This is a genomic window from Arthrobacter subterraneus (assembly GCF_900099735.1).
GTDB classification, from domain to species: Bacteria; Actinomycetota; Actinomycetes; order Actinomycetales; family Micrococcaceae; genus Arthrobacter_D; species Arthrobacter_D subterraneus.
On sequence record NZ_FNDT01000026.1, the window covers coordinates 14,073 to 30,583 of the forward strand.

Sequence of the window (16,511 nt, forward strand, 5' to 3'; positions counted from 1 at the left end):
GACATTTCCATGGAACTTGGTATCTATACCTTCGGGGAGATCAACCAGCACCCGGACGGTACCGCAACCACAGACGTGACCCAGCGCCTGGACGAGTTGGTGGAGCTGGCCCGCAACGCTGATCAGGGCGGGCTGGACGTGATCGCCCTAGGCGAGCACCACCGCCCCGACTTCTCACTTTCGGCCCCCGAGGTGGTCCTGGCCGCCATGGCCTCGGCGACTAAACGGATCCGCCTGACCAGCGGCGTCACCGTCTTGTCCAGCCAGGACCCGGTGCGCGTGTATCAGCAATACGCCACCCTCGACCACCTCTCCCACGGTCGGGCCGAAATCGTCGCCGGCCGCGGCGCTTTCACCGAATCCTTCCCCCTCTTCGGCTACGACCTGGCCGACTACGACGAGCTCTTCGACGAAAAGCTCAGAATGCTCCTGCAAATCCGTGAGCAGGAAACAGTCAGCTGGCAGGGGCGGGCACCGCCCCGCACTGAACAAGGCCCACATCGTCCCCCGCGCTCAGCAGGACAGGCTGCCAGTCTGGGTAGCGATCGGGGGAAGTCCCGCCTCCGCCATGCGCGCCGGCGCCCTAGGCCTGCCGATGATCATGGGCTTCTTCACCGGAACCGAACAGTTCATCCCCAGGGTGGAGCTCTACCGCCAGGCGGCTGAACAGGCCGGACAGGACCCCGCCGGCCTGCGCTTGGGCGCCAGCGGCCACATGTTTATCGGTAAGACCTCCCAGAGCGCCCGAGACTCCTTCTACCCCTACTACGCCCACTACCTCCGCGAGATGGGCATAACCGGCGGCGCCGAGTTCCACCGCCAAGGGTACGACCTGTGGATCCAGCGAGGACTCCCGGTCGGCAGCCCGCAACAAGTCACAGAAGAGATCCTCAAACGAGTCGAACTGCTCGGCATCGACCGGTTCCTCGGCCAAATCGACGTTGGAAACCTGCCCAACGCCATGATCAACGAATCCCTGGAACTGTTCATGACCGAAGTGGTCCCCGTCGTCAAACGCGAGACCGCCACCGCTACATCGCCCTAGCCTCCTCGGACTTTCATGGCGAGGGCCTGGAACCAGGCAGCAGGGCGAGGGCCTGCTTGAGCACGCACTCACTTCATTGGCTCTTCGCGTACGCTACGTCGTTCGTAATTACCAGGCGTGAGCTCGCTTCCATTTGAGATGAAAGTCTGGGCACCTGGCACTCGGTCAGTGTTTTGCGCGCTCACCACCAGCCAGTGATTCTCTGATTGGCGGGCAACGGTAAAGGTGAGAACAGCGATCCTGTCTCCGGCCCTTTCACCTGAAGGCTTCACCTGACCTGTCAACGAAGAAAGGAGGTGAAGGACAGCAACATCGCCGTTCAGATATCGTGCCGAGACTTTGAGGGGTGAGAGGGTGGTCTCAGAGAACATGTGACGAAACCCATAGGCGTGGTTGTACCGGATCTGCGACCGACTGGTCCACCACATTCCAACGACGTTAACAAAGTCTGCGTCCTCGACGAACAACTCGGCTAAAGCATCGGCATCGGCCTTATTCCAGGCCGCTACAAAAGCATCAATAAGCGCTTCGGGGCGGTCAGGCATTTGCATCGTCCTTTCGGTGACGACTGCTGCGGCGTCTCTACTGTTAACGCCCGAGAATTTGTCCCCGGTTACGACATCGACTAGCTCGCGCCGGCGGCCGTTTCGGGTAAGGATAACTGGTGTACCGGACGGTGTGGATTGCCGGCATCGTCCTGGCAGCGGTGGCGTTCATCCTTGTCGAGCGGCGCACCGTAGAGCCGATCATTCCCCTGCACCTGTTCAAGGACCTCAACTTCAACCTCACCACCATCGCGGGCCTGCTGATCGGGGTGGCGATGTTCGGTGCCATCGGATACCTTCCGACCTACCTGCAGATGGCCTTCGGTGCCAACGCGACCGAGTCCGGGCTGTTGATGATCCCGATGATGGGCGCCCTGCCCGTCGCCTCGGTCGTATCGGGTCAGCTGGTGTCCAGAACCGGACGGTACAAGTGGATGCCGATTGCCGGAGGTGCCATTGTTGCCGTGGCGCTGGCATTACTCTCCACCCTCGATCCAGCAATGCCTCTATGGGTCATCTGCGCCTACCTGGCAGTCATGGGCCTGGGCCTGGGCCTGAACATGCAGATCTTGGTGCTGATCGTTCAGAACTCCTTCCCCCTCAGTCAGGTCGGGACAGCCACCGCGTCGAATAATTTCTTCCGCCAGATCGGCGCCACGCTCGGATCGGCCGTCGTCGGCAGTCTCTTCGCAAGCCGCCTGCGCGACCTGCTCATTGAACGCCTCCCCACCTCCACAGCCGGGGCGGGGCGCCCGGCGGCTCGAACTCGTTGACACCGGCGGTGGTCAACGTCCTGCCGGCGCCGGTCAAGGACGCGGTTATTTCCTCCTACAACGACGCGCTGACGCCGATCTTCGTCTGGATGGTCCCGCTGGCGCTGATCGCGACGGCACTGCTGTGCTTCGTCAGGGAGAAGCCGCTGGCCACCGCCATCGAACACGACGTGCTGTCGGAATCGATTTCCGAGGGCAACATCCTGATCACCGCAGACGACGCCGACGACCGGGCGCCAGCGGAGTGCCGGCCCGGGACGTAATCCCCACCCAGACGTAAGGGTTTGCATTGAGTGCAAACCCTTACGTAGGATGGTTGCATGAGCAGCTCTCGGGAGACGGCCGGTACCGTCCAGCCCGGATGGGAAGCGAACAAGGCCATCACCCGCAACGCAATCGTGGAAACCGCGATGGGCCTTGTCCGGGCGAAGGGCCCGGGCGGGTTCACCGTGGATGACATCGCCGCGGCGGCCGGAGTGTCACGACGTACTTTTTTCAACTACTTTCCCAGTCGTGAGGCGGCCCTGGTGGTCAGCATCGAGGATTTCCTGGACCACGCGGCGGATCAGTTTCTGTCCCGCCCGGCGGAGGAACCGCTGGTTGATTCCATGCATCAGGTGCTCACCGCCCTCGCGGATCCGATTCATCTGGCCGCTATGGCCGAGGTGTACGGCCTGGCCGGGACCAACGCACAGATGAACCGGTTCCAGCTCGAAGGCTGGGAGAACTGCGCCGACAGGCTGGTGGCCGCTATCGGCCAGCGACCCGGAGCCGGTTCCGATCCGCTCTATGCCAATGCGCTGGTCGGCTCGGTCCTCTCCTCGGGGAAGGCCGCCCTGTCCCAGTGGTATCGCCGCACCGGCGGTGATGTGACTGAGGAGTCCCTGGTGCTGTTGCGCCAGCTCCTGGTCGACGTGGTCGGCTACCTGCGCCACGGCTTTACCCGATAATCCGCACCTTTTACCAGAACGGCTGAAATCTATGGCAACCCTGCTTTACCACTTGGGTCGGCTGGCCTACCGCCGCCGTTGGTGGGTCCTGGCTTTGTGGACCGCCGTGGTGCTGGGCACCGGGGGTGCTGCGGTTGCGTTCCAGGGCACCATGAGCAACAACTTCAGCATCCCGGGTACCGAAAGCCAGCGTGTGCTGGACCAGCTTGAAGAGGAACTGCCCGAAGCGGCCGGCGGTAGCGGCGCCGTGGTCTTCCACGCCCCTTCCGGCGGTTTCACGCCTGCCCAGGAACAGGCGATCGCAGATGCCCTGGACCGGTTGACGGACATTCCGGAAGTCCAGTCAGCGGCCAACCCCTTCGAACTGCAGGACCAGATCGACGCCGGAGCGGCCCAGCTCGCCGAGGGCAAGGCCCAGCTGGACGCGGCAAATGAACAGATCAATGAAGGCCGGCAGCAGCTCGACGCGCAGCAGGCCCAGCTGGAGGCCGCTGCGGCTGCCGGTGCTCCCGGCATGGACCAGGCCCTCGCCCAGCTGGAGGCAGCCCGTGCGGAGCTGGACGCCGGGGCCGAGGAAATCGCCGCCAACGCCGAAGCGCTGGCTCTGGGCCAGCGCAAGCTCGATGCCTCCGCCGGAATGCGCACAGTGTCCGAGGACGGGAAATCGGCCGTCACCCAGATCCAGTTCACCGAATCGATCTACGAAGTCGCGCCCGAGGTCCGTGAAGAGGTGAAGGAAACCATCACGGCGGCCTCCGCCTCCGGAGTGGAGGTGTATCTGAGCCAGAGCATCACCCAGGATGTCTCCGAAGTCCTCGGCGCCGCGGAAATCATCGGTGTGGGCGTCGCGGCGCTGGTGCTGATCCTCATGCTCGGAACCCTGGTCGCTGCCGGCCTGCCGCTGCTGATGGCCATCGTCGGCGTGGCCGTCGGTGTCGGCGCGACGTTCGCGCTCTCTGGCGTGATCGAAATGGCGTCCGTGTCGGTGTTCCTTGCCCTGATGCTCGGACTGGCTGTGGGCATCGACTACTCACTTTTCATCGTCAACAGGCACCGCACCCAGCTGCTGCACGGCATGGCCATGGAGGAATCCGTCGCACGGGCCACCGGTACGTCCGGAAACTCGGTACTGTTCGCCGGGCTGACCGTCGTCATCGCCCTGGCCGCTCTGGCCGTACCCGGTCTTCCGTTCCTGACCATCATGGGCCTGGCAGGTGCCGGTACCGTCGCCCTGGCCGTGCTCGTCGCACTGACTCTCACCCCCGCGATGCTCGGATTCATCGGAACCCGGATCCTGTCCAGGAGGGCCTGGGACAAGGCACGGACCGCCGAGGCCACCGCGGCCGAGAAAGCGGCCCGGGCCGGGATATCGGCCGAAGCCCTGGAAGAAGCCGCGGACCAGGAACACAGCCGCCACGGCTGGGGCGCGTTCGTGACCCGCCACCCCGTCATCGTCCTGACCGTTACGGTCCTGGCGCTGGCCATTACCGCCCTTCCGGCGGCCCAGCTTCGGGTAGCCCTGCCCGACGGGGGTTCCGAGCCGGTGAACTCCGACGCCTACAAGGCCTACAGCACCCTCGGGGAGTCCTTCGGTGAAGGCGTCAACGGTCCCATCATCGCCGTCGGGAAACTCCCGGCCGGGCTGAGCGAGACCGAGTCCGAGGAACTGCAGTACGACGTCGCGGACCGGCTCCGCGAGGTCAAAAACGTCACCGCCGCCCTGCCCGCTCTCCTCAGCGAGGACGGCCGGACCGCGATCTTCCAGGTCATCCCGGCCGAGGGACCAGCCAGCGCCAGTACCGAACAGGTCGTCGCCGACCTGCGCAGCGCCGCAGCGGACATCGAAGCGGACACCCAGGTGGGCATCGGCCTGACCGGTCAGACAGCAGCCAACATAGACGTCTCCGAGAAACTCTTCAACGCCCTTCCCCTGTACCTGGGTGTGGTCATCGGGCTCTCGCTGGTGTTGCTGCTGCTCGTTTTCCGCTCCGTCCTGGTCCCGCTGCTGGCAACGGGCGGGTTCCTGCTCTCCATGGCAGCGACCTTCGGTGCCGTGGTCGCGGTGTACCAGTGGGGCTGGCTCGGTGAGATCTTCGGGGTCCACAATCCTGCGGCGGTCCTGAGTTTCCTACCGATCATCCTCATCGGCGTGCTGTTCGGCCTGGCGATGGATTACCAGGTATTCCTGGTCTCCGGTATGCGCGAATCCCACATCCACGGAGAAGACGCCCGCAGCGCCGTCCGGACCGGCTTCAGCCATGGTGCACGCGTCGTGACCGCCGCAGCAATCATCATGACGGCCGTCTTCGCAGGGTTCATCTTCTCCGGACTGACCATGGTCCGCCCGATCGGGTTCAGCCTCTCCTTCGGGGTTTTGGTCGACGCATTCCTGATCCGGATGACGATCATCCCCGCAGCGATGCACCTCCTCGCCGAAAAAGCCTGGTGGATCCCCCGCTGGCTGGACCGTATCCTGCCCGATGTCGACGTCGAAGGCGCGAAACTCCCCGCAGCGCCTGCCGCCGCCGGACCCTCAGCTCCGGAGCTGGCCGGCGCCCGCGGCTGAGCAGGCCCTCCTCTGGGACCTCCTTGAATATTGCCTAACCGATCGGTGAATCGGTCAAGGGCGCTGGGTCATGACCATTAGCTGTGAATTGGTCGAGATTGCATGCCGGCCATCTTCCGGCCCCGGCGACAGAAGTGAGGGGTATTTTCTCTATTCCCTATCTCCTTTGCCTGAACCAATCTGGTCGAAAGTCGCCGAGAGTTACTCGGCGCCGGACAGGGCGTTTCGCTCCGCCGGCGGAAGGGGTTCCTAGGTGTAGGTGGAGATGGCCATGGGGGAGTCGAGCATCCCAGGGCGTACCGGACGGTGTGTTCGTTCTTGGAAAGTTCCGACTTCCTTGCTGATCAGGCGCGCTGACTACGATATCTGTGAGACGCAGAATCCTTCTGCTTAACAACGCTTAGCAGTCCATACGCCGTCGGTCCCTGCCGGTAATGGTCCCGCTAGACATCCGACCGGCGGGACGTGGACCGCGCTCCCGCTGCCACAGCAAGAGTCAATTACTGCTGCAGCACCTCATCAGCAGCAGCCACAGCATTAGGCTGCTCTGCTCTGCTCAGCCCCGAACCGTGGGAAGCCCCGAAGTCCTCTTCGGGGCCCCTGTGGGTTCGGCGCCCCATTGCGCGGCAAGGAATCAGAGATTGACCGTTGACATGTCTTCGTAGCGGTCCCCGGCGGGGGCTGCTACCTCGCCGAGGGCCGCCAGATGAGCGGTAGTGAGCTCGACCGAGTCCGCGGCGGTGTTCTCCTCCAGAAAGGCCACGCGCTTCGTGCCGGGGATCGGGGCGATGTCATCGCCCTGGGCCAGCAACCACGCCAGGGCGACCTGCCCGGGCTTGACACCCAGTTCAGCGGCCACCGCGTCCACCTGCTCGACGATCCCGATGTTGTGCTGCAGGTTCTCCCCGGCGAAGCGGGGGTTATTGCGACGGAAGTCGTCCTCGTCCAGCTGGTCCACGGAGCGGATGGTGCCGGTGAGAAAGCCGCGCCCCAGCGGGGAATAGGGCACGAAGCCGATGCCCAATTCCCTTACCGTTGGCAGGATTTGCTGTTGCGGTTCCCGTGACCACAGCGAGTACTCGGTCTGCAGGGCCGCCACCGGGTGGACTGCGTGAGCCCGGCGGATCGTCTCTGGAGCGGCTTCGGAGAGCCCGATGTGACGGATCTTGCCCTCCTGGACCAGCTCAGCCAGCGCCCCCATGGTTTCCTCGACGGGGGTGTCGGGGTCCATCCGGTGCTGGTAGTACAGGTCGATGTAGTCGGTGTTCAACCGCTTCAGTGAACCCTCGACCGACAGTCGCACGTTCTCCGCGCTTCCGTCCAGCCCGAAAGCATCGTCGGCGCGGTGGGAGATGGTGCCGAACTTGGTGGCGATCACTACTTCGGAGCGTCGGGAACCCAGGGCACGGCCCAGTAGTTCCTCATTGACGTAGGGCCCGTACATCTCAGCGGTGTCGAAGAACGTGACGCCCAGATCCAGGGCCCGGTGGATCGTGGCGACCGACTCGGACTCATTCGTGCCACTGCCGGTATAGAACGCTGACATGCCCATGCATCCCAGACCCAGACGGGAGACCTCAAGCCCTGCGGCGCCAAGTGTGACGTGCTTCATAGTGACCGTCCTTCTGTTGAATGTACTGACTTAGGACCTAACCCCGCCGGACCGCAATTTATTCACCCACCCGACTCAACCCCGACTCAACGCTTGTCGCGTGGGCGGTGAGGAACGAGTGCCGGCAGGCGCGGCCGCGGGTGCGCTAAAAGCCACATGGCGCTGGACAAAGCGCCCCGAAGCTCCTCCATCACACGGGTCAGTGATACGGCCGCGGCCAGTACCAGCGGGCGCCACCCGGACGAATAGCGAGTTCAGGGCATCGTTGTAGTAGGCCATCAAGGGCCCCTGAGTACCGGTGATCACGGGCGATCCTGGCCGGCTTGCGACCGGCGGTCCAGACCGTAGCCCACAGCGATCAACCCCAGCATTACAGCACTGGCGAACCGCTCGTCGATCCATACTCCCCGGACCCGCGGGACTACCTCAGGGAATTCGGACTGCAAGCCCTCAGCGCCAGGAAACCCGAACGCGGCACCCATCGACGCCCAAAAGAAAGCAGGCAGCAACGCCCCGAGTGCGGTGTCTCGCTGCAGCGCCGGGCCCTTCCGGTTCAACACGTACAGGCCACCACCCCCAACAGTGACCCAACAGCAATCGTTTGCGCGTCGTGGAACTTCGCATGCGGCGACCAGTTCGGATTGAACAAATGGGTTCTATTCCAATCGGCCGCGAACCCGCCCACAGCGGTGACACCAGCCACAATGTTGAGGATCTTCCGACCTGCAGACCCGCCCCTCAGCCCGGAAGCCTTCGCCGGGCTGGACACCGTCGGCGGGCAGGTCATCGGCTCACGGTATTTGTCCCTGACACCATTGAACGGGCTGCCTCCGCGCTGCGGAGTCATGCGCTCAGACGCTGGCTGCGCCACGCGTCGAACTCGGTGGCGATAATCCTCTCGTCGTGGACGTCCGCGGCCTCCTTCGAAGCCAGCCACACCACTGGTACTGCCATCACCTCCGGGTCAAGCAGTTGCAATGACGCGGGCAGCTCCGTCCCGGAGGGCAGCATCCCAGTCCGGGTCGCCCCACCAGGCAAAAGCATATTGACTCTGATCCCCGTATCGGCCAGGTCCGCGGCCATGATCCGGGAAAGAGCTTCAGCACCGGCCCGGGAAGGCCCATAGGGGACGAAACCCTTACGGTTCATCGTGGAATGATTCATCGAAATATTCACGATCCGTCCATGCCCGGCGGCCAGCATCCTGGGCGTGATTTCCCGTGCCATCAGGAAATAGCCGGTGAGGTTGGTCTCGATCACAGCGCGGAAACCCTCGACCGGCACGTCCCAGAAGCCCTGCGGCCGTGCCATAAAGTCCGGGTTGACTGTCTTCATGCCCAGACCCGCATTGTTGACCAGCACGTCGATCCCGCCAAAAGCGTCCCACACGGCATCAACGGCACCAACCACGGACGCCTGATCGCGGACGTCCGCGACAAACCCGGCTGCCCCTGGAATCCCTGACGCCGCCTCCCCGACCCCCTGGGCCGTCCTGCCCGTCAAAGCGACACGAGCGCCCGCGCCGGCCAACGCCCTGACCATAGCGAGCCCAAGACCGCTCGTCCCACCGGTGACAAGCACCCGCACGCCCATCAAATCCTGTTCTGCTGCCATCAATAGTCCTCCAAACCCTCGCACCGAGCCCACCCCCAAGCCCACCACTCTAAGCCTTCACCCTCCCTGGGCCACGGGCCCTACACAAATAAGCATGGGCAGCCAAACATCCCTGGGTGCGCCCCAACCAGACGGCCATGCGGCCGACCCTGGCCAGCCCCGGTAGACGTCATCGAAAAATGACCACCAACCCCTCACCGTAAATTTCCGCACCAACCCCCCTCAGATTCCTATGCGCCAGAGACGATCGACCATACGTGTTAGTGAGCGGGCCGGTTCATATGATCATTCATAGCTGAGCGTTGCCCTTCCCGTTACCAAACGCCGCAGGCTTAGCGTCTGATATTCGACGAATTCACAAGCCGCCCCTAAAGGGCCTGAGCCCGGTGCAATACCGTGCTCAGGCCCTATCGCCTAGCCTCTTACTAAACCAGTCCAACTATCGGGGACCAGTTCACAACGGCGGGGCCTCCCCTCTGGTAGCGGATTTACAACGGGTACAGAGATTGCTCAGGGTCAACGTGAGGCAGTGAAGCCATTTCAGGGCGTGGAGCATGGCCGTCATAGGTGCACTTCTTGAAAGGCCCGTTCGGTGCCATGAGAACCCTCATATGAGGATCAGCGTGGTTCAACCACCAGATGCTCATTCCAAACGCCCCGTCGCCGCGTAGGTGCTCCCACGCACGCCACATGGCCTCCACGCGGGAAAGCCCTTCAACGTGTTTGTACCACTGAGGGCACCACACATACTCAGAGCCGCCGTTGACCTCACGGACGTAGGACGGGCCTAGTACGTTAACGAAGAACTCCAGCGGATTCGAAAAGACCAGTTCCGCAGGTTCATCGGCAGCCGGCGGCTTCACGTCAGGGGCAGATCCGTCACCGAAACCATCATCGAATCCACTGCTGAAATCACTCACCGACTGCCTACCCCCTGAGCCTTCTTGACCTTCTCCGCGTGCGGGCCGTTCATCCAGGGAATTGTCTCAATCATCGTGGCCGGGGCACCGGAGGCCAACAGCACCGCCCGGAAACGCGGCAACGAGGTTAAATCGGAGACAGAGAGAATTTCGTCCTTGTTTTCCTGCCGCGAGCTGGAGCGCCCGGACTTACCCGAGCTGCGCGAAACACTGATGTAGCTGTACTGGCCAATCAGCCGGGACAGCTCATCGAGGTACTGGACTTCGGAGACACCGCCACCGTAAATTTTCACGTTCGACGCGGACCATAGCTTGCGCATCCCTTCCACGTTCCAGACCTCCACACCCTGTGACCAGGACTGCAAAATGGTCATGAGGATGATTCCACGGGAACCGTAGTGACTGTACTGATCGGGCAGATTCTTCCACCGGCAGACGTTTGCCGCTTCATCAAGGACACCGAGCAACGGGCGTTTGAGCCGCCCGCCAGGCTGAGAGGTTGCGTACTGTTCCGCTGCCTCCACCACCGCCACCGTCAGGGCAGTAACCAGCGGTCCTGCCGTGCCCTCACCCTCACGGGAAAGGCTGTAGAGGGTGCCGCTGCCACGAACGAACATTTCCGGTTCAAACTCAGGGCGATGAGAGCCAGCAGCCGGGGTGATCCACTTACCTACATTGCGGTCAGTGAGGGATGAAACCATTTCCAGGGCCGTACTGAACACGCTGCCGCGTTCCTTATCGGGAGCCCGCAGCCGCGACATCACAGCATCGTAGAGCATCGGATAATCGTGCTCTTTGAGGATCTGCGCGGGCCGGTCATCGGCTTGTTTGGTCAGCCAGGTGTAAACCTGCGTAATGGGCTGATCGTCCAACGCCGCAGCTAGCAGATATGACTTGAGCAGGTTCCGGCCAGCAGTATCAAAGAACGCATCCGGTTTGGCTCCCGGTTCCCGAGAACCAGTGAAAAAGTGGGTCGCCAATTTCGCTGCGGTCGCTTCGTCTTTGACGTAGCTCAGCGGATTCCACCACCAGGTGGGTTCTTCCTCAGCGACGCCCTGAGGATCGAACACCCACACCTCACCAACCTCGCTACGAATCGAGCGGGTCACATCAACAATGTCGCGCTTGTTCGACGTCGCTATGACAGCACCGGGTGCCTCAAGGATCGCCGGTACGGCATAGGACGTGGTTTTCATCGTCCGAGGCCCCGCAATGAGAATCAGCATGTCCTCCCAGGACGCCCACATAGGCCGTTTGCCGTTCACGGTCCGTCCGAGCGGAACACCGACTGAATCCACGACGCCTAACCGCTCAGCGGTAGCTTTCGCGCCCTTGGTCGACAAGTGGTTCAAATCCTTGCCGCGTCCCATGTGGACAGCGGCTTTATCGACCCGAGTACGGTTCTTCCCGGAGCGAGCGACCAGCACAGCAATCAGCACCGCAAGCGCGACTAGTGCCACACCGATGCCGGCGGCGATGAATGTTGCCTGTACCGGCCAGGGGATCTCTCCCTTGAGAAGACCCGCTACCAGCTCAGTCGGATGAGACGGCGGCGCAGCTATACCGGCCAATGTTGAGCCCAAGTGCGCGGAAACCCACGCCCCGCCGACCACAGCGGCAATCAGGCCCATGGCCGAGAACAAAAGGATGCCCTCGGTGTAGCTCCCGGATGTCCCTTTCCGGTTTGGTGCGCTCATGCCGGATCTCCTGCCGTTGGTGGGGCCGCTGCCGTTTCCGCCAGCAGTGGAGCATCGTTCGTGTTGTGCCAGCGCTTATTCGTGTCATTGAGCGAGGCTTCAACACTGGTCAACCCGATATGGACGGGGATGCCGGGCCGTCCGCCTACCTTGATGAGGAACTTCCCGCGTCCGGGTGGTTCAATGTCCAGCCCGCGTGAGTCCCAGGCCGGCGGATCTTGCCAGGACACAAGTTTTTGCTGTTCCTGCCGGGAGAGCGGAATCGCCTTGGTCAGCAGTGCCATTTCGGCGGCCGGGAGGCCACCACAGATGACCATGCCCGAGCGCTCGACAAAGCCTTGAGCCTTCATCCGGTCCTCTTCCGCAGGGAGGGCGAGAAGGTCACTCATGGTGTGGGAAATCATTACCTGTCCCACACCGACGGAGCGGTTCAGGCGAGTGAGTGCGTCAACACGGTCCACCATGCCCTTACCGGCCCGCAGCGCCCGCCACAGCTCATCCAAAACTACGAAGTAGTGACGGCGAGGCTCCAGACCGGCGTCAGCCAAGGCGTGAGCGGCGTTGACCGTGGCGAAGCCGTAAGACCAGCACGCCAGCAGCACAGCAGCTTGGAGATCGGCTTCCGTTTCATCGATGGAGGACACGTCGAACACCACGGCTTTACCGCGCTTCATCGGTTTTGAGGTGTGACGGGAGAAAATTTCCCCGAGCTTCCCGCCGCCCGTCAGGCCGAGCAGCGTAGCCTCCAGGGCTTTGGTTTCCTGCTGGTAGAGCTTCCAATCTCCGCGATTGAGGGCGACCTGCTGCAACTCGTCCGGGCCGTCCTGGATGACCTTGAGAAGATCCCCGAGCACCGGGATGCCCTCGAAGTGCTCATCGAGCCATCGCAGCGCCCGGTCGATAATGGTCTGTTCCTGATCTGTCGGAGGCTGGTTCCGGCTGATCGTGATGAGTGCAACCACCATATTCAGGCGCCGCCCGTGAGCGTCAGCACGGACCCGCACCGCAGCATCCTCGTGACCTTCGTCCTCGAGGAGCTGCGCCACCTCAATAGCCTGACCGGGATCCAGAATGTTCAAATATCCGACGCCGCGGCCGAGCTCGATGACCTGCCCATCGAGCGCATCGACCATGTCAACGTATTCGCCCTTCAAATCCCCCAGGACCAGTGGACTCGTGCCCTGTCCAGCCAAACCGATACACATTCGGCGCACCAGTGTGGACTTGCCCAGTGCTGGCTTACCGAGGATGAACGCCGAGGGGTTGGAAATCAGCCGGGCGCGCTGAAACCAGCTGATCGGATCACAGCAGACCGTGGCCTGAGTTTCCTCGTGCTTACCCAGCGGCACACCGATCATGGGCGAGGACGTACCCGAGGAAAAAGGCCACAACCCGCACACCTGCACTGTCGTTCCCCGGTACTCACGCACCGAGGGAACCAGCGCCGCTGCGCCACCCCCACGGCCACGCCAGCCCCGCGCACCGGGTACTTTCTCCCGGATCACCGGTGCTTTCTTCTGCTTCTTCTTTTTCGGCTCCACAGGCTCTCCGTGGTGCCGGCTCGTCTTGATCTTCATACGCGCCATTTAGAGCGCCTCCCGAATCTCAGAGGGCAAGAGGACGTGCTTAGGCAGCACCAAACCAATCGGCAGTGACGCCGAGAACGCGGTGTCTTGTGACCCATAAGCGCGGCGCAGCAGCAGCCGTGCAGCACCGGAGGTTTGTTCAATCGCGGCCACCGCATCTGGCAGCCGGTCCAAGCCGTTGACCGTGGCCGTGACGACCAGGCCGAAGTTCACCAGCCCGGCACCCTGAGCTTCTTCTGCCGCTGTTTGCGCCGCCGAGCGGGCATCGACCAGGGCGCGGGCTGAGGGACGGTTACCGGAGGTAATGCGGACGTTGGCGTTGTTTTGATCGTGTTCGACCAGCTGCGCTGCGCGGGCCGAATCCATCGGCCGGTACAGCAGGGTGACCCGCTTGCGGTCCACATCGCCGTGCGGGGCCAGGAGCTTGGAAAGGACGTTGGCGTGGACCGAGCCACGCGGAGCGCCGCTCATGGTCCAGGACGCCGAGTAAGCGCCCTCATGGCGGTAGTTCTCCCAGTTGGTCTGCGCACCGGACGGGCCAACCTCGCCCCAGGTGAGTTCTACCGGGTGCCCGGAGGCGTGAGCTTCGTCAATGACCAGTGCAGCCGGTGGATCGTAGGCGACCCGGACAACCTCACACAGCTCTTGCGCTGTCATAGGGCGGGCGATACCTGCCCCGGTTGCCTGCAACCGCTGAGACAGACCAGGAAGCCGGGAGGCGAGATCCTTAGCGACTTCCTGAGGTTCACGCTTCCGGGAACCGGAACGCATAGTGGCGTTGAAGGTGAGGGTGATCCAGGCCCTGACCGTTGCGGAGCCTTCCGGGTAGGTTCGGATGACTTCGCGCAGCATTTCCTTGGCGATATCCGGCGCGTTGTCGTCAATGTTCATGGTCACTTCGTTGCGCAGCCGGTATCCCGAATCTGGGGCCGTTTCCACTGTCACGGACGCCGCTTCGATACCCGCTTCATCACCCAGTGCGGAGATCCAGCCGCCCCAGTTCGACACCCAGGCATCGACCTGTTCGGGATCGACCAGTGATGCGCCGTCAGGTTCGGTGGAGAAGATCACCGTGAAGTGACTGGTAGTGGGCATGTGCAGCATGGCGAACGGGCGGTTGTAGGAGTCCTTGAACTCGTACAGGCGCGACTTAGCGGCAATGCCGGGCAGTTGGTACATACCCCAATCCGTCACGCCAAGAGGGCCGGAACGGTAGAGGTTCGTTCCCTTGCGCCGGGAGCGGCTGAACACTGCCCGAGCGCCTACCCGGTCCACAATCGTTTGACCGTGCTTGTCCTTGATCGTCAGTAGGAGCAGGACAAGGCCGAAGACGCCCATCACGGCCAGGCCGACGAACAGGTTCCAGATAGCGAACGAGAGGATGCCGAAGATCAGGCCGACGAGAATGACTCCGGTGCCGATTGCACCGAAGTTGCCTAGCCCGGCGGAGCGTGGAACACGCCAGTTTCCGTAGGTTGGTTCTCTGTAATCACTGACTGTTGCTGCCACTTGGACCATCCCCTGCTGCTTCGTCTGAGACCTTCTTTATTGCTTCTGCGCCCTTGGACGCAGCTGATGCGGCTGCACCTGCAGCCGCTCCCACGGGGCCAGCTACCGCGCCGGCCTTTGCTCCTGCCGCTGCACCGGATGCAGCTCCACCACCAGCTGCGGCACCGCCGCCGCCCGTTCCGGCTCCCGCCATAGCGGGAACACCGGCAGGTGCACCCGAGGGCGCACCGGACGGACCAGGGCTCTTGCCACCGCTTGAACCGGGTGTGGGCTTGGCTCCACCGGGAGCGCTGCCCGTAGTCGAGCTGCCCGAAGGAGAGGACTTACTGCCGCCTCCACCACCACCGGGACCTTGCCCTCCGCTCGAACTGCTACTAGCCGGGATGGGAGAGGCACTCCCGCCACCGCGCCCCGCCGCACCAAGCGAGCGTGCACCAGTTGGCATCGCGGCCGCAGCCGCAGCTCCTGCACCCGCAGCCATACCGCCTCCGCCGCTGGCGACAGCTCCCACCAAGGGGGTCACGAACCGCATCAACGCTGGCAGGGCGAATAGCGCAACCACCATCAGTGCAAGGCCGGTAATGGAATTCAATATGCCGGTGAACCCGGACATTTCCCCACCGCCTACAAGGCGGAAAGCTACCGCGTAGACGATTGCCGCAGCGGGTTTGTAGAGGATGAAAGCGAGGGTCCAGCCGATGGTTTTCTGGAACCACTGCTTGCCCATCTCTGTGTTGGTGAAAGCCGCTGTGGTCGGCAGGATCCCTGCCAGCACCACCAACATCCCGCTACGAACGACCATCAACACAATCTGGGTTATGGACGTAACGATCCCGATCAGGCCCAGGATGATCACCATGAAAACGGCGGTGTCTGCCTGTCCCGTAAGCAACATGCCTTCAATGGCGTTGGAGAAGCCGTCACCGTCTGTGGCTTGGTCGATGATCCAGGAAGAGAATCCGTCGGAGGCCACGATCAGGAAAGCGATCACGGACAAGCCCATTCCCGAAACGAGAGTCAGTGTCAGCAAAGATCGGACCAGCTCCCGGATCGGTGCGCCGCGCTGCTCCCACATCATGCGCGTTCCACCGATGATGACACCGAGAACGGCCAGTACAGCGGTCCAGTACCAAAGACCATTCTGCAAAAAAGCGACGGTAGGTGAGGCCTCACCGCCTGCCACCGTGAGATTGCTCGTTGGCATGTCAACCCAAAATGTGGCGAGGGTCAGAACTATCTGAGCCAGTGCATCAGAGATTGACGCCGCGAGATCCTCAATTGCGCCGCCAACGGCCTCACCTGCCCAGTCGGATGTACCCTCGCGGAGTCGGCAAGGAGCGTCCCACCACTCGCACTCCTCTTCCATCTCAGACCCCGCTCCACGTAATGAAGTCCGATAGATCGTTGAGCTGCTTAGGTTCTGGTGCTCCGCTCTGTTCTATAAGGAGTTTCCAATCTCCTTCTTCCCAGACCAACGGCAGAGTTATTGATCCCACTGCCCCGTTTTCAATCTCGAAGCCAAGGGATACCGTTGCACTCGTATCTGAGTAGCGTTCGAGCTGGAACCCCTGAATTTGGAAAGACGGGTCATCTGTAGAGGGGGTCGGCTGGTCTTCCCCTGCCAGTGCTGCAAGTGCTTCATCTCGCGCTTCACTGTCAGCGACTAGTTGCTCATAAAAGCTGAGCGGATCACC

Annotated in this window: 14 protein-coding genes and 1 pseudogene; 5 read left to right on the top strand and 10 right to left on the bottom strand. The window is 62.6% G+C overall.

Annotated elements, in window-relative coordinates; all coding sequences use genetic code 11:
* The first annotated feature begins 9 nt into the window (after positions 1-9).
* Positions 10-1,045: pseudogene (locus tag BLS52_RS16600) on the top strand (LLM class flavin-dependent oxidoreductase).
* Positions 1,046-1,113: 68 nt separating this feature from the next.
* Here the strand turns inward: BLS52_RS16600 and BLS52_RS16605 are convergent.
* Complete coding sequence (locus BLS52_RS16605) at positions 1,114-1,590, bottom strand: SgcJ/EcaC family oxidoreductase (protein WP_090588207.1); 477 nt, start codon at positions 1,588-1,590, stop codon at positions 1,114-1,116.
* 119 nt (positions 1,591-1,709) lie between these two features.
* On the opposite strand from BLS52_RS16605, the gene BLS52_RS16610 reads away from it, so the two are divergent.
* The 4 genes from BLS52_RS16610 to BLS52_RS16620 are packed head-to-tail and all read left to right on the top strand — an operon-like array spanning position 1,710 to position 5,879.
* Positions 1,710-2,363, top strand: coding sequence for an MFS transporter (locus BLS52_RS16610; RefSeq protein WP_245702916.1), 654 nt, complete (start codon positions 1,710-1,712; stop codon positions 2,361-2,363).
* Positions 2,364-2,371: 8 nt separating this feature from the next.
* A complete protein-coding gene (locus BLS52_RS18900) occupies positions 2,372-2,626 on the top strand; it encodes a hypothetical protein (protein WP_245702917.1) in 255 nt (84 codons plus the stop codon).
* 57 nt (positions 2,627-2,683) lie between these two features.
* Positions 2,684-3,313: a TetR/AcrR family transcriptional regulator gene (locus BLS52_RS16615; protein WP_090588209.1), complete on the top strand. Its 630-nt coding sequence runs from the start codon at positions 2,684-2,686 to the stop codon at positions 3,311-3,313.
* Between the two features lie 31 nt (positions 3,314-3,344).
* The gene (locus BLS52_RS16620; RefSeq protein ID WP_090588210.1) at positions 3,345-5,879 is read left to right on the top strand and encodes an MMPL family transporter; all 2,535 of its coding nucleotides are present in this window, start codon (positions 3,345-3,347) and stop codon (positions 5,877-5,879) included.
* Positions 5,880-6,513: 634 nt separating this feature from the next.
* Here the strand turns inward: BLS52_RS16620 and BLS52_RS16625 are convergent.
* The 9 genes from BLS52_RS16625 to BLS52_RS18580 all read right to left on the bottom strand — a co-directional run.
* Positions 6,514-7,491 (bottom strand): aldo/keto reductase, encoded by a 978-nt coding sequence (locus BLS52_RS16625; protein ID WP_090588212.1) that lies wholly within the window; start codon positions 7,489-7,491, stop codon positions 6,514-6,516.
* Positions 7,492-8,044: 553 nt separating this feature from the next.
* Positions 8,045-8,338 (bottom strand): DUF6640 family protein, encoded by a 294-nt coding sequence (locus BLS52_RS19165; protein WP_425425045.1) that lies wholly within the window; start codon positions 8,336-8,338, stop codon positions 8,045-8,047.
* Complete coding sequence (locus BLS52_RS16635) at positions 8,335-9,105, bottom strand: SDR family NAD(P)-dependent oxidoreductase (RefSeq protein WP_090588215.1); 771 nt, start codon at positions 9,103-9,105, stop codon at positions 8,335-8,337. The genes BLS52_RS19165 and BLS52_RS16635 overlap by 4 nt, the downstream gene beginning before the upstream one ends.
* A gap of 488 nt (positions 9,106-9,593) precedes the next feature.
* Positions 9,594-10,025, bottom strand: coding sequence for a DUF4913 domain-containing protein (locus BLS52_RS16640; RefSeq protein ID WP_090588217.1), 432 nt, complete (start codon positions 10,023-10,025; stop codon positions 9,594-9,596).
* The gene (locus tag BLS52_RS16645; protein WP_090588218.1) at positions 10,022-11,722 is read right to left on the bottom strand and encodes a type IV secretory system conjugative DNA transfer family protein; all 1,701 of its coding nucleotides are present in this window, start codon (positions 11,720-11,722) and stop codon (positions 10,022-10,024) included. The genes BLS52_RS16640 and BLS52_RS16645 overlap by 4 nt, the downstream gene beginning before the upstream one ends.
* A complete protein-coding gene (locus BLS52_RS16650; RefSeq protein ID WP_090588220.1) occupies positions 11,719-13,308 on the bottom strand; it encodes a helicase HerA domain-containing protein in 1,590 nt (529 codons plus the stop codon). The genes BLS52_RS16645 and BLS52_RS16650 overlap by 4 nt, the downstream gene beginning before the upstream one ends.
* Positions 13,309-14,817: an SCO6880 family protein gene (locus BLS52_RS16655; RefSeq protein ID WP_090588222.1), complete on the bottom strand. Its 1,509-nt coding sequence runs from the start codon at positions 14,815-14,817 to the stop codon at positions 13,309-13,311. It lies immediately after the preceding gene.
* Positions 14,798-16,183, bottom strand: coding sequence for a TrbL/VirB6 family protein (locus BLS52_RS16660; protein ID WP_483860440.1), 1,386 nt, complete (start codon positions 16,181-16,183; stop codon positions 14,798-14,800). Before BLS52_RS16660 ends, BLS52_RS16655 begins: the two co-directional genes overlap by 20 nt.
* 1 nt (position 16,184) lies before the next feature.
* A partial coding sequence (locus tag BLS52_RS18580) for a DUF8175 domain-containg protein (protein WP_483860441.1) occupies positions 16,185-16,511 on the bottom strand: 327 nt, incomplete at its 5' end.

Excerpts from the sequence above, each read along its gene's own strand:
- BLS52_RS16605 (WP_090588207.1), bottom strand. The coding sequence starts at position 1,590 with ATGCCTGACCGCCCCGAAGCGCTTATTGATGCTTTTGTAGCGGCCTGG.
- BLS52_RS16615 (WP_090588209.1), top strand. The coding sequence starts at position 2,684 with ATGAGCAGCTCTCGGGAGACGGCCGGTACCGTCCAGCCCGGATGGGAA.
- BLS52_RS16620 (WP_090588210.1), top strand. The coding sequence starts at position 3,345 with ATGGCAACCCTGCTTTACCACTTGGGTCGGCTGGCCTACCGCCGCCGT.
- BLS52_RS16625 (WP_090588212.1), bottom strand. The coding sequence starts at position 7,491 with ATGAAGCACGTCACACTTGGCGCCGCAGGGCTTGAGGTCTCCCGTCTG.
- BLS52_RS19165 (WP_425425045.1), bottom strand. The coding sequence starts at position 8,338 with ATGACTCCGCAGCGCGGAGGCAGCCCGTTCAATGGTGTCAGGGACAAA.
- BLS52_RS16635 (WP_090588215.1), bottom strand. The coding sequence starts at position 9,105 with ATGGCAGCAGAACAGGATTTGATGGGCGTGCGGGTGCTTGTCACCGGT.
- BLS52_RS16645 (WP_090588218.1), bottom strand. The coding sequence starts at position 11,722 with ATGAGCGCACCAAACCGGAAAGGGACATCCGGGAGCTACACCGAGGGC.
- BLS52_RS16650 (WP_090588220.1), bottom strand. The coding sequence starts at position 13,308 with ATGGCGCGTATGAAGATCAAGACGAGCCGGCACCACGGAGAGCCTGTG.
- BLS52_RS16660 (WP_483860440.1), bottom strand. The coding sequence starts at position 16,183 with ATGGAAGAGGAGTGCGAGTGGTGGGACGCTCCTTGCCGACTCCGCGAG.